This is a genomic window from Streptomyces capoamus (assembly GCF_014654935.1).
Taxonomy (GTDB): domain Bacteria; phylum Actinomycetota; class Actinomycetes; order Streptomycetales; family Streptomycetaceae; genus Streptomyces; species Streptomyces capoamus.
In genome coordinates this window covers 80046-93632 of sequence record NZ_BNBF01000010.1, presented here as the reverse complement: position 1 = coordinate 93632, position 13587 = coordinate 80046, and the positions used below count along the sequence as shown (strand labels likewise).

Sequence of the window (13587 nt, the reverse complement as noted above, 5' to 3'; positions counted from 1 at the left end):
GTTCCGGGTCGGTGACCGGGTCGAGCACCTCGTACTCGACGATGACGGCGGCGGCGGCCATCCGCGCGGTGTCCGGGTGGTCGGCGGCGACGGCGGCGATGGGCTCGCCGTGGTGGCGTACGACCTCGGAGGCGAACACCGGCCGGTCGGGCGTGCCGCGGCCGTGGCGGGGCGTGCCGGGCACGTCCGCGTGGGTGATGACGGCGCGGACGCCGGGCATCTCGCGCGCGTGGGTGGTGTCGATGGAGACGATGCGCGCGTGCGCGTGCGGGGAGCGCAGCACGGCTGCCCACAGCAGGCCCTCGGCCCACAGGTCGGCCGCGTACGGGAAGGTGCCCTCGGTCTTGGCGCGGGCGTCGGCGTGCGGCAGGGAGGCGCCGATGCCGTGCGGCAACGGCTCGGCCGCGGGGGTGGTCTCCGCGGCGGTGGTCGCGATGCCGGCTTCGTTGCTCACGCCTGGCCTCCGTCCTGGCCGTAGTGCTGGTCCTGCGGTCCCGGCGGGGTGCCGTAGGCGTCCGGCGTGCCGTACTCGTCGGCGGTGCCGTACGCCTGGGGCGTGCCGTACGTGTCGGGCGTGCCGTACGTGTCGGGCGTCCCGTGGGGGTCCGACGGGTCGTACGGGTGCGCGGGGTCGTAGGGGTACGCCGGGTCGTAGGGGTGCGCCGGATCGTACGCGTCCGGGCCGTACGGGTCCGGCGGGTCGTGCGGTTCGGGTGCCCGCGGGGTGTCGAACGCGCCCGGCGCCTCGAACGCCGACGCGTGGACGCCCCCGGAGCCGGGACCCGCCTGGTGCGGGATGCGGGCCTCGTCCGTCTCCGGCTCGCCGCCCGCGTGGGACGCCTCGCGCTCGGCCACGACCTCCTTGACGGCCTCCAGGACGCCCCGGTACCCGGAGCACCGGCACAGGTTGCCGCACAGGGCCTGCCGGGTCTCCAGCTCGGTCGGCGCCGGGTTGCCCTCCAGCAGGTCGTGCACGGTCATCGCCATGCCGGGCACGCAGAAACCGCACTGCACGGCACCGCACCGGGCGAGCGCGCGCTGGACGTCGGAGGGCTGCCCGTCGGCGGCCAGGCCCTCGACCGTGCGCACCTCGCTGCCGGCCGCGGTGACCGCCGGGACCAGGCAGGAGGCCACCAGGCGGCCGTCGACCTGCACGTTGCAGGCCCCGCACTCGCCCTGCGAGCAGCCGTCCTTGGCGCCCGCGAGGCCGAGCCGTTCGCGCAGCACGTACAGCAGGGACTCGCCGATCCAGGCGTCGGTGACCGGGCGGTCGCCGCCGTTGACGCGCAGCACGTAGGAGGCGAGGGGGTGCTCGTCGTGCGGCGGCGCCACGGCCTCTTGCTCCCCGGCGCCCTCGAAGGCGTCCTCCTGCGCGCGCGGGGTGTCCTCGTCGGCGCCGGCGCCGTCCGGTGCGGGGTGCTCGGGCACGACGGTCCCGTCCGCGGACGCGGTGTCGTCCGCGGGCGCTTCCCCGGCCGCGGGCACCTCCTCGGCCGCGGGAACTTCCTCTGCGTGCTCCGCGTGCCCCGCGTCCGTCGCGTCCTCGGTGTCTCCCGCCTCGCCGCCGGGGGCGTCCGGGGAGGCGTCCGAGTCGACCGTAGCCGTAGCGGCCGCTGTGGAGGCCTGGGGCGCGTCCGGCGGGCCTGGCGGCCGTTCGTGGTCCGAAAGGGCGTCAGCGGGGCCCTCAGGGGCCTCGGCGGGGCCATGCGTCCCGGCTTCCGGCACCCTTTCGGGCTCGGTCGACGCCACCGGCTCGGCGGGCACGGCGGGTTCGGCAGGCTCGTCCGGAAGCCCGGTACCGCCGGGCGTGTCGGCCTGCCCCGCCTCCCCGGCGTCTGCGGCCTCTCCGGCGTCCTCTCGCCCGGTGCGGTCGGAATGGTCGCCGTACCCCTCCTCGGGCCCGTACCCCTCCTCCGGCCCGTACCCCTCCGGCGCGCCGTCGAACCGGTGGCTGCCGGTGTGGTCGGGCAGGGGGTGGTGGCCGGCGGGGTCCTCCGGGTCCGGCGCGGCCGGTCCGGGCCGCTCCCAGGCGTGGCCCGTGCCGTCCGTCGCCCAGGGCGCCGGCGCGCCGCCGGGCAGGGTGGCCGGCGGGGTGCCGCCCCACTGCTCGACCAGCGAGGACGTGGTGAACTCGCCCGACTCGTCCGGCAGCTCGCCGCCGGCGACGGGGATGGACCACTGGCCGGTGACGTCGTGCCCCGGGGCGGCCGTCGGCGGGGGCTCGTCGAAGGTCCAGTGCTGGGTGGCACCGGACGGGTACGTGAACCGGTCGTCCGCGGCCGGCGGCCGGGCCGGTGCGGTGTCCGGGTCGGGCCACGGGGCGCCGCCGCCGGGCGCGGGCCAGGTACCCGTGGCGCCGTCGGCGTGCGCGGCCGTTATCCGTGGCGGCACGTAGCCGTGGCCGGGCGCGGCCAGCGGGCTGTCACCGGAGAGCAGGGCGTCGATGCCGCCCTCGGGGAGCTGGACGAAGGCGGTGGCGCCGTCGTCGTAGTCGCCCTGGGGCAGCGGGTCCCAGCGGCCGCCGCCCTGGGGCGTGCCCTCTCCGTGCTGGTCGTCGGTCACGACAGCGCCCTCCCCAGTGCTCGTCGGGCCAGCGCGGCGACGGTGCGCCGCAGGTGCAGTACGGCGGGCGGAAGCGGGGTCACCGATCCGTCGGGCTCGGGAGCCGGGTCGGGGATGCAGGCCGCGGCGACGTACTCGCCGAAGGCGTGCAGGGCCTCCGGGACGAGGGCGCGGTCGTTGTCCCAGTCGATCAGCTGGGCGACCCACTGCTCGGCCTCCAGGGGCCGGAGCGGCATCGGCGCTATGGCTCCCACGGCGCAGCGCACACCGCGCCGGGCCGGGTCGAGGACGAGGGCCACGGAGGCCAGCGCGCGGCCCGGGCCGGTGCGTCCGGTCGCCTTCAGGAAGACCTGCGGGGCATGCAGCAGCGGTACGCGCACGTAGCCGATGAGTTCGCCGCCGCGCAGCATCTCCACGCCGGCCAGCAGGTGCGAGACCGGGATCTCCCGGCGTGCCCCGTCCGGGCCCGCGATGATCAGCGTCGCCTCCAGGGCGGCCAGCACGGGCAGCGCGTCGCCGGTGGGGGCGGCCGAGGCGATGTTGCCGCCGAGGGTGCCCGCGTTGCGGATGTGCGGCGGACCGGCGGCGCGCGCGGCGGCGGCGAGCGCGGGGATCAGGGCTGCGAAGTCGGGGCGGCCCATGCGCGCGTGGGTGAGGCCGGCGCCGAGCAGCGCGTGGCCGTCCTGGTACTGCCAGCCGCGGATCTCGCTGATCCGGCCGAGGCCGACCAGTGCGGCGGGCCGGAGCTGGCCGGAGTTGACGGCGGCCATCAGGTCGGTGCCGCCCGCCACGGGGACGGCGGCGGGCATGGCGGTGAGGGCCGCCACGGCCTCGTCCAGTGTCGTGGGCAAGGTGACGGCCTGCGCCGCCTGCGGTGCGTGCGTGGTCAAACCGGCTGCCCCTTCCCGCTGCCCCACCTGGTCCCGCCTGTGCTGCCGTACGGTACGTGCTGACAGGGCGGACGACGCAACTCTGGCACATCTTCGCGACGGCCGGACGCGGGGGTGCGACAGGAGGCATTCGCCCATCTCACCGCGGAGATGGTCCGTTTTGGCAGGGCATCACCCGTGCGTACGGGATTGCCACTCTTCGGTGATCCTGGCGGGAATGTTCCGATACCTGTTCGGGGCGGCGGGCCCGGTCACCGGTGCGGGGGCGGCCCGTCGAGCGGGCGGCCGAGGATGCCGGGGCGGCGCTGCCAGGGGTGCGGTCCGGCGGGCGGCCGGTAGGCGACGCCGAGGGCGTCGAGCCGCCGGTAGTGGGCGGTCATCCGGCGGGCGAAGTCGGCGTAGTCGCGGTCGGCGGGTGCGGGCAGCGGGCTCCAGGCGACCTCGGCGAAGGCCGCGAGGCGGGGGAAGGCCTGGTAGTCCACGCGCGCGGCGTCCTCCAGCACCTCGGTCCACACGTTGGCCTGGGTGCCCAGCACGTGCCGGGCCTCCGCCTCGGTGAGACCCTCCGGCACGGGTTCGAACCGGTAGACGTCCTCCAGGGTGCGGACGAAGCCGATCGGTACGGGCTCGTCCTCGCCCGGCGCCTGACGGTGGTCCAGGTACACGTATTGCTCCGGGCACATGACGACGTCGTGGCCGGCCCGCGCGGCCGCGGTGCCGCCCGCGTAGCCGCGCCAGGAGGAGACGGCCGCGCCGGGTGCGAGCCCGCCCTCCAGGATCTCGTCCCAGCCGATGAGGCGGCGCCCGCGCGCGGCGAGCCAGGCGTCGAAGTGCCCGATGAACCAGGACTGCAGCGCGTCCTCGTCGGCCAGGCCGAGGTCGGCGATGCGGTTCTTGGCGGCCGTGGACCGGGTCCACTGCTCCTTGCGGCACTCGTCGCCGCCGACGTGCACGAACGCCGAGAACTCGGCGGCGTCCGCCGGGAACAGCTCCAGGACCTCCTCGAACACCCCTTCGTAGAACCGCAGGGTGGTGTCGGTGGGGGCCAGTACGTTGGAGGAGATGCCCCAGGTGTCCCAGACGGAGAGGGCGGTGGTGTCGACGACGTCGGTGTTGCCGAGTTCGGGGTAGGCGGCGATGGCGGCCTGCGAGTGGCCCGGTACGTCGATCTCGGGGACGACGCCGATGTGCCGCTCGGCGGCGTAGGCGACGATCTCCCGGATGTCGTCGTGGGTGTAGAAGCCGCCGTGGGGCCTGTCGTCCCACAGCGGTGAGGCCCGGTGACCGAGTTTCGTCCGGGCGCGCCAGGAGCCGGTCCCGGTCAGCCTCGGGTGGCGCCGGATCTCGATGCGCCAGCCCTGGTCGTCCGTCAGGTGCAGGTGCAGGACGTTGAGTTTGTGCGCGGCCATCAGGTCCAGGTAGCGCAGCACGCCTTCCTTGGGCATGAAGTGCCGGGCCACGTCGAGCAGCAGGCCGCGCCAGCGGAACCGGGGGGCGTCCTCGACGACCTGCCGGGGGACGGCGAGGGCGGCGTGCGGGCGGACGGGGGCCCGCCGGAAGGCGTCGGGACCGAGCAGCTGGCGCAGGGTCTGCGCGCCCCAGAACACGCCCGCGGGGCCGCCGCCGCGGATCTCCACGCCCTGCCCGGCGGCCGCGCTCAGCCGGTACGCCTCCGGCGCGAGGGCGTCGTCCAGCAGCAGCCGCACACCGTCCGGCGCGTCCCGGGGCCCCGGGCGCAGCGGCAGGCCGAGGGCGGGAGCGAGGGTGGCGCGCAGCCAGCGTTCGGTGCGTTCGGTGCCGGGGCCGGCCCAGAGGGTGGTGCCGTCGCCGAGCGGCACCGCGGGGCCCGCGGGTTCCTGGACGGCGCGCGGTGCCGGAATCAGTTCCACGACCATCAGCCCCTCACCGCGTTGCGCGTCGCGCAACGCCTTCGCCGCCCTGTGCACCGCATGTCCGACGTCTCAGAAGGCTAGGGATCGGGCGGGGACCCCACAAGAGGTCTGGACCATTTGAGGGCCGTGGAACGCGAAGATCCCCGGGACGTGCCCGACGCACGTCCCGGGGATCCCACCGTCCGCGGGCCGCGGCCTACTTCTTGTCGCCGCCCTTGCCCTTGCCGTCGTCGCCGCCGCTGCCCATGGACTCGTAGATCTCCTTGCACATGGGACAGACGGGGTACTTCTTCGGGTCGCGGCCCGGCACCCAGACCTTGCCGCACAGCGCCACGACGGGGGTCCCGTCGAGGGCGCTCGCCATGATCTTGTCCTTCTGGACGTAGTGGGCGAAGCGCTCGTGGTCGCCGTCGCCGTGGGACACCTGCGGCGTCGGCTCTACGAGGGTCCCCGTACCAGTCCCGCGCTCGGGCTCGAGAGTGCTCATATCGCCAAGGGTACTGAAGCTCACAGGCATCAGTTGAGCGAAGGGTCGTCCGGGTACGTGGCCACCATCGCCAGTTCGTTGCGCTGGCGGCGCAGCACCTCGCGCCACATCCGCTCGGGGGCCGGCGAGGACACGTCACCCGGTTCGGACTCCACGACGTACCAGGCGCCCTCCGTCAGCTCGTCCTCCAGCTGGCCCGGTCCCCAGCCGGCGTACCCGGCGAAGATCCGCAGGCTGCCCACGGCCGGGGCGAGCAGCTCCGGCGGTGCCTCCAGGTCGACCAGACCGATCGCCCCGTACACCCGCCGCCAGCCGAGGGGGGCCCGGTCGCCGTCGGCGCCGCCCGGGATGACCGCCACGCCCAGCGCCGAGTCCAGGGACACCGGACCGCCCTGGAAGACCACCCCGGGCTCGCCGGCCAGCCCGGCCCAGTCCTCCAGGATGTCGCCGACGACCACCGGGGTGGGCCGGTTGAGGACGACACCGAGGGAACCCTCCTCGTCGTGGTCGAGGAGGAGCACCACCGCACGGTCGAAGTTCGGGTCCGCCAGGGCGGGGGTAGCCACGAGCAGCCGCCCTGTGAGCGAGGACACCTCGGTCATGCCAGACATGATCCCGCATCTTCCCCCGGTGTGGGGAGCCAATCGGGCGCACCGGAGTGAAGGCTGCTCAGGGCGCATGGAAGCCGGGGGGCGCACACCCGGGACGCCGGTGACCCCATGTGCCCGATAGGGAACGGTTCGTGTTGTGACACACCTATGACCCGGCTGGGCGGTCCGCGGGCTTACGGGCGGGGGGTGATCGGCGATTACCCTGTCTTCCCGGCCCCTGCGCACAGTGATCGGCCGGCCCCTGACCCACTCATCGGAACGCGAGATACATGACCGTCAACGACGATGTCCTGCTTGTCCACGGCGGAAACCCGCTGGAGGGCGAGATCCGTGTCCGCGGTGCGAAGAACCTCGTACCGAAGGCCATGGTCGCCGCCCTGCTGGGCGGCGAGCCGAGCCGACTGCGCAACGTTCCGGACATCCGTGACGTGCGGGTCGTCCGCGGCCTGCTCCAGCTGCACGGGGTGACGGTCCGTCCGGGCGAGGAGCCCGGCGAGCTGGTGCTGGACCCGACGCGGGTCGAGAGCGCCAACGTGGCCGACATCGATGCCCACGCGGGTTCCAGCCGGATCCCGATCCTCTTCTGCGGTCCGCTGCTGCACCGCCTCGGCCACGCGTTCATCCCGGGCCTGGGCGGCTGCGACATCGGCGGCCGGCCCATCGACTTCCACTTCGACGTGCTGCGGCAGTTCGGCGCGGTCATCGAGAAGCGGGCGGACGGCCAGTACCTGGAGGCCCCGCAGCGGCTGCGCGGTACGAAGATCCGGCTGCCGTACCCGTCCGTCGGCGCCACCGAGCAGGTGCTGCTGACGGCCGTCCTGGCCGAAGGCGTCACCGAGTTGTCCAACGCGGCCGTCGAGCCGGAGATCGAGGACCTCATCTGCGTGCTGCAGAAGATGGGCGCGATCATCGCGATGGACACCGACCGCACCATCCGCATCACCGGTGTGGACAAGCTCGGCGGGTACAACCACCAGGCGCTCCCGGACCGCCTGGAGGCCGCCTCCTGGGCCTCCGCGGCCCTCGCGACCCACGGCAACATCTACGTCCGCGGCGCCCAGCAGCGCTCGATGATGACGTTCCTGAACACCTACCGGAAGGTGGGCGGCGCCTTCGAGATCGACGACGAGGGCATCCGCTTCTGGCACCCCGGCGGTCAGCTGAAGTCCATCGCGCTGGAGACGGACGTGCACCCCGGTTTCCAGACCGACTGGCAGCAGCCGCTGGTGGTGGCGCTCACCCAGGCCACGGGCCTGTCCATCATCCACGAGACGGTGTACGAGTCCCGGCTGGGCTTCACCTCCGCGCTGAACCAGATGGGCGCGCACATCCAGCTCTACCGCGAGTGCCTGGGCGGCTCCGCCTGCCGCTTCGGCGCGCGCAACTTCCTGCACTCCGCGGTCGTCTCCGGCCCCACCAAGCTCCAGGGCTCCGACCTGGTCATCCCGGACCTGCGCGGCGGCTTCTCGTACCTCATCGCGGCCCTGGCGGCCGAGGGCACCTCCCGGGTGCACGGCATCGACCTGATCAACCGCGGCTACGAGAACTTCATGGAGAAGCTCGTGGAACTCGGTGCGAAGGTCGAGCTGCCGGGCAAGGCGCTCGGCTAGCCGACACGGACGCCGAAAGGGCGGCCCCCCTCGACGGGGGCCGCCCTTTCGACGTCTTGAGCCGGTTCGCGCCCGAAGGGGCGCGGGGAACTGCGCGACCAGCCACGACCGGTCCGCAGTCACCCACGGCGCTCCATGCCACGGCGCGTCGGTGGGACGGCGCCTGAAAGCGGAGCGATTACTTGCCCTTGGCGGCTTCCTTGAGCTTGGAGCCCGCGGTGACCTTCACGCTGTAGCCGGCCGGGATGTTGATGGGCTCGCCGGTCTGCGGGTTGCGCGCGGTGCGAGCGGCACGGTGGGTGCGCTCGAAGGTCAGGAAGCCGGGGATGGTGACCTTCTCGTCGCCCTTGGCGACGATCTCGCCGACGGTCTCGGCGAACGCGGCCAGCACGGCGTCGGCGTCCTTGCGGGTCACCTCGGCGCGGTCGGCCAGCGCGGCCACCAGCTCACTGCGGTTCATGTTGTTACTCCCGTGTATTTCTTGCCGTTGGGGTGTGCCACGCGGCGAAGCCGCCGAGGCACTGCGATGCCGATGCGCTCGCGCCCTTGGGGGTGCCCCCGGGGACGAAGTCCCCGAGGGAGCATCCTGCCCCTACCTGCGGCGGGAAAGCCAATCCGGCACCCGTAGGAGTCGTGAGAACACCCTGGGGAGTCACACGAAAAGCGCCTGCTCGGCCGTCACCCTAGAGCGCGCCCGGCATCTGGCGGTTCCACGACGCGCCGGTGTCGGGGGGCGCCGTGGCGATGCTCACAGCCCCCCGCACATTACGACACGTCGTGGTCAGGCCGTCGCGCCGGCCGCCTTGGCGGCCTCCCGGACCGCTCCGGCGACCGCGCCCGCGACCTTGTCGTTGAAGACGCTGGGGACAATGTAGTTCGGGTTCAGCTCGTCCTCGGTCACCACGTCGGCGAGGGCCTTCGCGGCGGCAAGCATCATCTCGGTGTTCACCGTGCGGGACTGGGCGTCCAGCAGGCCGCGGAAGACGCCCGGGAAGACCAGCACGTTGTTGATCTGGTTCGGGAAGTCCGAGCGGCCGGTGGCCACGACGGCCGCGGTCTGCCGGGCGATCGCCGGGTCGACCTCGGGGTCCGGGTTCGCGAGCGCGAACACGATGGCGCCCTCGGCCATGGCGGCCACGTCGGCGCCGTCCAGGACGTTCGGGGCGGAGACGCCGATGAAGACGTCGGCGCCGCGGACGGCCTCCTTCAGGGTGCCGGTCAGGCCCTCGGGGTTGGTGTTGTCCGCGATCCAGCGCAGCGCCGAGCCGGCCGGGGCGTCCACCAGGTCCTCGCGGCCGGCGTGGACGACGCCGTGGATGTCGGCGACGACGGCGTTCTTCACTCCGGCGGCGATGAGCAGCTTGAGGATGGCCGTACCGGCCGCGCCGGCGCCGGACATGACGACCCGGATGTTCTCGATGGCCTTGCCCGCGACCCGCAGGGCGTTGGTCAGGGCGGCGAGGACGACGATGGCGGTGCCGTGCTGGTCGTCGTGGAAGACGGGGATGTCGAGGGCCTCGCGCAGCCGGGCCTCGATCTCGAAGCAGCGCGGCGCGGAGATGTCCTCCAGGTTGATGCCGGCGAAGCCGGGGGCGATCGCCTTGACGATCTCCACGATGGCGTCGGTGTCCTGGGTGTCCAGGCAGAGCGGCCAGGCGTCGATGCCGGCGAAGCGCTTGAAGAGGGCCGCCTTGCCCTCCATGACGGGCAGCGCGGCCTTGGGGCCGATGTTGCCGAGGCCGAGCACGGCGGAGCCGTCCGTCACGACCGCGACGGAGTTGCGCTTGATGGTGAGGCGGCGGGCGTCCTCGGGGTTCTCGGCGATGGCCATGCAGACGCGGGCCACACCGGGCGTGTAGACCATGGAGAGGTCGTCACGGTTGCGGATGGGGTGCTTGGACGCCATCTCGATCTTGCCGCCGAGGTGCATCAGGAACGTACGGTCGGAGACCTTGCCCAGCGTGACGCCCTCGATGCCGCGCAGCTTCTCGACGATCTCCTCGGCGTGGGCCGTGGAGGTGGCCGCGATGGTCACGTCGATGCGGAGCTTCTCGTGTCCGGACGCGGTGACGTCGAGGCCGGTCACCGAGCCTCCGGAGGACTCCACGGCGTTGGTGAGCTGCGAGACGGCGGTTCCGCTCGCGGGCACCTCCAGCCGGATCGTCATCGAGTAGGAGACGCTGGGCGCCGTTGCCATGGCCGACTTCCTCTGCTTTCACCGTGTCGCGAGTTGTGCCGTCCGATCGTCGCACCTACCGCGGAGTACGTGGTAGTCGCCCCGGATTGCGGACGTTGTGTTCATGAGCGGTGCCGGATCGTTCCGCGTTCCCCCGAGTTTTCGGAAAATCGATTCCACCATACGAGAGACGATCGGGCAAAGAAAGAGACCCACGTCACGATCGTGACGTGGGTCTCTCCCTCGTTCATGACACCGACCCGCCATGCTCGCCTCGCGGCAAGTGGTCCCTCTGAGGGACGAAGGTTGGGCCCGGGGGCTTGGATCGGGCCGGTGCCACACCCAGGCTAACAAACGGATCCGCTCAGGCCATTCCCCCGCGCGGACTCAGTCCCGGAGCAGGTCCGGAACTCCCGCCGCGTCCGGCTCGTCCCGCTCCCCCGACACCACCGTGAGCTGCTGGGTGGCGCGGGTCAGCGCCACGTACAGCACCCGCAGGCCCGCCGGGGACTCGTCGGCGATCTCCGCGGGCGAGACGACGACCGTGGCGTCGTACTCCAGGCCCTTGGCCTCCAGGCTGCCCAGGGCCACCACGCGGTCGCCGAGCCCGGCCAGCCAGCGCCGGGCCTCCTCGCGCCGGTTCATCGCGACGACCACGCCGACCGTGCCGTCCACCAGGTCCAGCAGCCGCTCGGCCGCCGCGCGCACGGTCCGCTCCAGGGAGCCCTCCACGACGGTGAAGCGCGGCTGGATCCCGGTGGACCGTACGGCGGACGGCGCCTCGGAGCCGGGCATGGCGAGGGCGAGCACCTTCGCGGCCAGCTCGGCGATCTCGGCCGGGTTGCGGTAGTTCACGGTGAGCTGGAAGCGGCGCCGGGGCCGGGTGCCGAGGGCCTCGTCGCGGGCCTCGGCCGCCTCGTCCGGGTCCGACCAGGAGGACTGCGCCGGGTCGCCGACGACCGTCCAGGTGGCGTGCCGGCCGCGGCGGCCGACCATGCGCCACTGCATCGGCGTGAGGTCCTGCGCCTCGTCCACGATGACGTGGGCGTACTCGGTGCGCTCCTGCGCCAGCCGCTCGGCCCGCTCGCGCTGGGTCTCCTCGCGCACCGGCATCAGCTCCTCCAGCCCGGTGAGCTGGTCCAGCGGGTCGAGTTCGCGCTTCTTGCGGGGCCGGGCCGGGGCGCCGAGGATCGCCTGGAGCTCGTCGAGCATGGCGATGTCGTGCACGGAGTGGCCGTCCCGGCGCAGCGAGCGGGCGACCTTGCGGACCTCCCCGGGGTTGAGGATCCGCCGGGCCCAGCGGCCCAGCCGCTTCTCGTCGGCCATCGCGGCGAGCACGGCCCGCGGGGTCAGCTCGGGCCACCAGGCGTCCAGGAACGCGATGAAGGGGTCCTCGCCGGTGACGTCCTCGTCGAAGGACGAGCGCAGCTCGGCGGCCAGCTCCGGGTCGCTGTGCCGGGTGGCGCCGCCGGACTTGGCCCACAGGGCGTCCAGCAGCAGCTTGCGGGCGCGCGGGCGGAGCAGGTTGACGGGCGCGGTGCCGCCGAGGGCGGTACGGCGGATACGTTCCAGCTCGCCGGCCTCCAGTTCGAGCCGGCGGCCGAAGGCGACGACCCGGAGCCGGGCGGGCGGACCGGTGACCGTCTCCCCCTCCGGCGCGGCCGGGCCCAGCTCCAGGGCTCCCCGGGCGGCCTTGCGCAGCACCTTCAGCATCCGGTACGAGCCCTTGGCGCGGGCCACGGCCGGGGAGTCGTACAGGGTGGCCTCGGCGCCGTCGACGAGCGAGCCGATCGCGCGGATCGCGACCTGGCCCTCCTCGCCCAGCGAGGGCAGCACGCCCTCGGTGTAGGCGACGAGCAGCGGGGTCGGCGAGACGATCAGGATGCCGCCCGCGTAGCGTCTGCGGTCCTGGTAGAGCAGGTAGGCGGCGCGGTGCAGGGCGACGGCGGTCTTGCCGGTGCCCGGGCCGCCCTCCACGTAGGTGATGGAGGCGGCGGGGGCCCGGATGACCATGTCCTGCTCGGCCTGGATGGACGAGACGATGTCCCGCATGGTGTGGCTGCGGGCCTGGCCGAGGGCGGCCATCAGGGCGCCGTCGCCGATGACGGGCAGTGCGCGGCCGTCGAGGAACGCCGTCAGCTCCGGCCGCATCAGGTCGTCCTCGACGCCGAGGACCCGGCGCCCCTTGGAGCGGATGACCCGGCGCCGCACCACCCGTCCCGGGTCCACGGGCGTGGCCCGGTAGAAGGGCGCGGCGGCGGGGGCGCGCCAGTCGATGACCAGCGGGGAGTAGTCCTGGTCCAGGACGCCGATACGGCCGATGTGCAGGGTCTCGGCGATGTCGGCGGTGCGGTCGGGCCGTACCGCGCCGTCGGCCGGCTCCACCGCGGTGTAGGCCCCGTCGGGGCCCTTCTTGCCGTCCTTGCCGAGGAGCAGGTCGATCCGTCCGAAGAGGAAGTCCTCGAACTCGTTGTTCAGCCGGTTGAGGTGGACGCCGGCCCGGAAGACCTGCGCGTCGCGCTCGGCGAGTGCGCCCGGGGTGCCGACCTGACCGCGTTGGGCCGCGTCGTGCATCAGGAACTCGGCCTCGTGGATCTTCTCCTCCAGCCGCCGGTACACCCGGTCCAGGTGTTCCTGTTCGACGCCGATCTCCCGGTCACGGACGGTGTCGGGTGCGTCCTGTACCGAGCCGACCGCGGACTGCTGAACCTGAGCGGCCACCTGGCCCCCTTCTGACGTGCTGGGCAGCCGTCAACCGTACGCGAAGGGGACCCGTCAAAGCTACGGGGCGCCGCAGCCGCGCGGGCTGCGGCGCCCCGGTGGCGAGGCGGTTCGCGCTACGCCTGGACCTGCACGAGCTTCTTGCCCTCGAAGGTGACGACCTCGAAGTGGTCGATCTCGTTGGGCTGGAAGGCCGCGGCGCCGCCGATGTACAGCGGGTTCTTGGCCTCCTCGGTCTTGGCGTCCGGGATGCCGTACCCCCAGTTCGGGACGGACCAGGACGACATGGTCACCCGCTGGCCGTTCTTGGCGACCAGCACCAGGGAGCACTTCAGCGGCCCCTTGACGTTCTTCAGCTCCAGAACGGCCTGGGTGCCCCACTCCTTGGGCGCCATGCCGACGGTCGCGCTGACCTTGGTCGCCGGGTCCGTGGCCGACTTCTTGTCGGCCATGGTGCGGAACGTCGCCTGCGCCGGTGTGGCCGCGACCTGCTGCCCCGTGTCCGAGCCGCCGCCGGCCGCGACCGCGGCCAGCGGTCCGGCGATGATCAGCGCGGCCGCCGCGGCGATCATGTAGAAGCTGCGCCGGCGCTTCTGGGCGCGCTTCTCGGCGACCTCGTCGACCAGCTTCTCCACCAG

The 13587-nt window shown here is 73.3% G+C and carries 10 protein-coding genes and 1 pseudogene; 1 reads left to right on the top strand and 10 read right to left on the bottom strand.

From position 1 onward, the window contains the following. From IE312_RS40580 to IE312_RS17630, 6 genes and pseudogenes are all read right to left on the bottom strand, one after another. A pseudogene (locus IE312_RS40580) lies at positions 1-454 on the bottom strand (oxidoreductase); the annotation flags it as partial. Further along, positions 451-2562 (bottom strand): 2Fe-2S iron-sulfur cluster-binding protein, encoded by a 2112-nt coding sequence (locus tag IE312_RS17650; RefSeq protein WP_189982863.1) that lies wholly within the window; start codon positions 2560-2562, stop codon positions 451-453. The gene IE312_RS17650 and the pseudogene IE312_RS40580, both read right to left, overlap by 4 nt. Further along, on the bottom strand, positions 2559-3452 hold the full coding sequence (locus IE312_RS17645) for an FAD binding domain-containing protein (RefSeq protein WP_189982861.1): 894 nt from the start codon (positions 3450-3452) through the stop codon (positions 2559-2561). The genes IE312_RS17650 and IE312_RS17645 overlap by 4 nt, the downstream gene beginning before the upstream one ends. Positions 3453-3703: 251 nt before the next feature. Next, on the bottom strand, positions 3704-5347 hold the full coding sequence (locus IE312_RS17640; protein WP_189983163.1) for a beta-N-acetylhexosaminidase: 1644 nt from the start codon (positions 5345-5347) through the stop codon (positions 3704-3706). 193 nt (positions 5348-5540) lie between these two features. Continuing rightward, a complete protein-coding gene (locus IE312_RS17635; RefSeq protein WP_189982859.1) occupies positions 5541-5831 on the bottom strand; it encodes a DUF3039 domain-containing protein in 291 nt (96 codons plus the stop codon). A 29-nt stretch (positions 5832-5860) separates the two neighbouring features. Continuing rightward, a complete protein-coding gene (locus IE312_RS17630) occupies positions 5861-6433 on the bottom strand; it encodes a YqgE/AlgH family protein (RefSeq protein WP_189982857.1) in 573 nt (190 codons plus the stop codon). Between the two features lie 278 nt (positions 6434-6711). Here IE312_RS17630 and murA point away from each other — a divergent pair, with 278 nt between their 5' ends. After that, the gene (gene murA, locus IE312_RS17625; protein WP_189982855.1) at positions 6712-8052 is read left to right on the top strand and encodes a UDP-N-acetylglucosamine 1-carboxyvinyltransferase; all 1341 of its coding nucleotides are present in this window, start codon (positions 6712-6714) and stop codon (positions 8050-8052) included. Positions 8053-8230: 178 nt separating this feature from the next. Here murA and IE312_RS17620 read toward each other — a convergent pair whose 3' ends face one another. The 4 genes from IE312_RS17620 to IE312_RS40575 all read right to left on the bottom strand — a co-directional run. After that, complete coding sequence (locus IE312_RS17620; protein ID WP_023550134.1) at positions 8231-8512, bottom strand: HU family DNA-binding protein; 282 nt, start codon at positions 8510-8512, stop codon at positions 8231-8233. Positions 8513-8833: 321 nt separating this feature from the next. Continuing rightward, positions 8834-10249, bottom strand: coding sequence for an NAD-dependent malic enzyme (locus tag IE312_RS17615; RefSeq protein ID WP_189982853.1), 1416 nt, complete (start codon positions 10247-10249; stop codon positions 8834-8836). A gap of 366 nt (positions 10250-10615) precedes the next feature. Beyond that, positions 10616-12949 (bottom strand): HelD family protein, encoded by a 2334-nt coding sequence (locus tag IE312_RS17610; RefSeq protein WP_189982851.1) that lies wholly within the window; start codon positions 12947-12949, stop codon positions 10616-10618. A 116-nt stretch (positions 12950-13065) separates the two neighbouring features. Further along, positions 13066-13587: RNA polymerase subunit sigma (locus tag IE312_RS40575; protein WP_229899982.1), on the bottom strand; the 522-nt coding region annotated here is incomplete at its 5' end.

Coding starts and splice junctions, on each gene's coding strand:
- IE312_RS17640 (WP_189983163.1), bottom strand. CDS start 5,347: ATGGTCGTGGAACTGATTCCGGCACCGCGCGCCGTCCAGGAACCCGCG.
- IE312_RS17635 (WP_189982859.1), bottom strand. CDS start 5,831: ATGAGCACTCTCGAGCCCGAGCGCGGGACTGGTACGGGGACCCTCGTA.
- IE312_RS17630 (WP_189982857.1), bottom strand. CDS start 6,433: ATGACCGAGGTGTCCTCGCTCACAGGGCGGCTGCTCGTGGCTACCCCC.
- murA (WP_189982855.1), top strand. CDS start 6,712: ATGACCGTCAACGACGATGTCCTGCTTGTCCACGGCGGAAACCCGCTG.
- IE312_RS17620 (WP_023550134.1), bottom strand. CDS start 8,512: ATGAACCGCAGTGAGCTGGTGGCCGCGCTGGCCGACCGCGCCGAGGTG.
- IE312_RS17615 (WP_189982853.1), bottom strand. CDS start 10,249: ATGGCAACGGCGCCCAGCGTCTCCTACTCGATGACGATCCGGCTGGAG.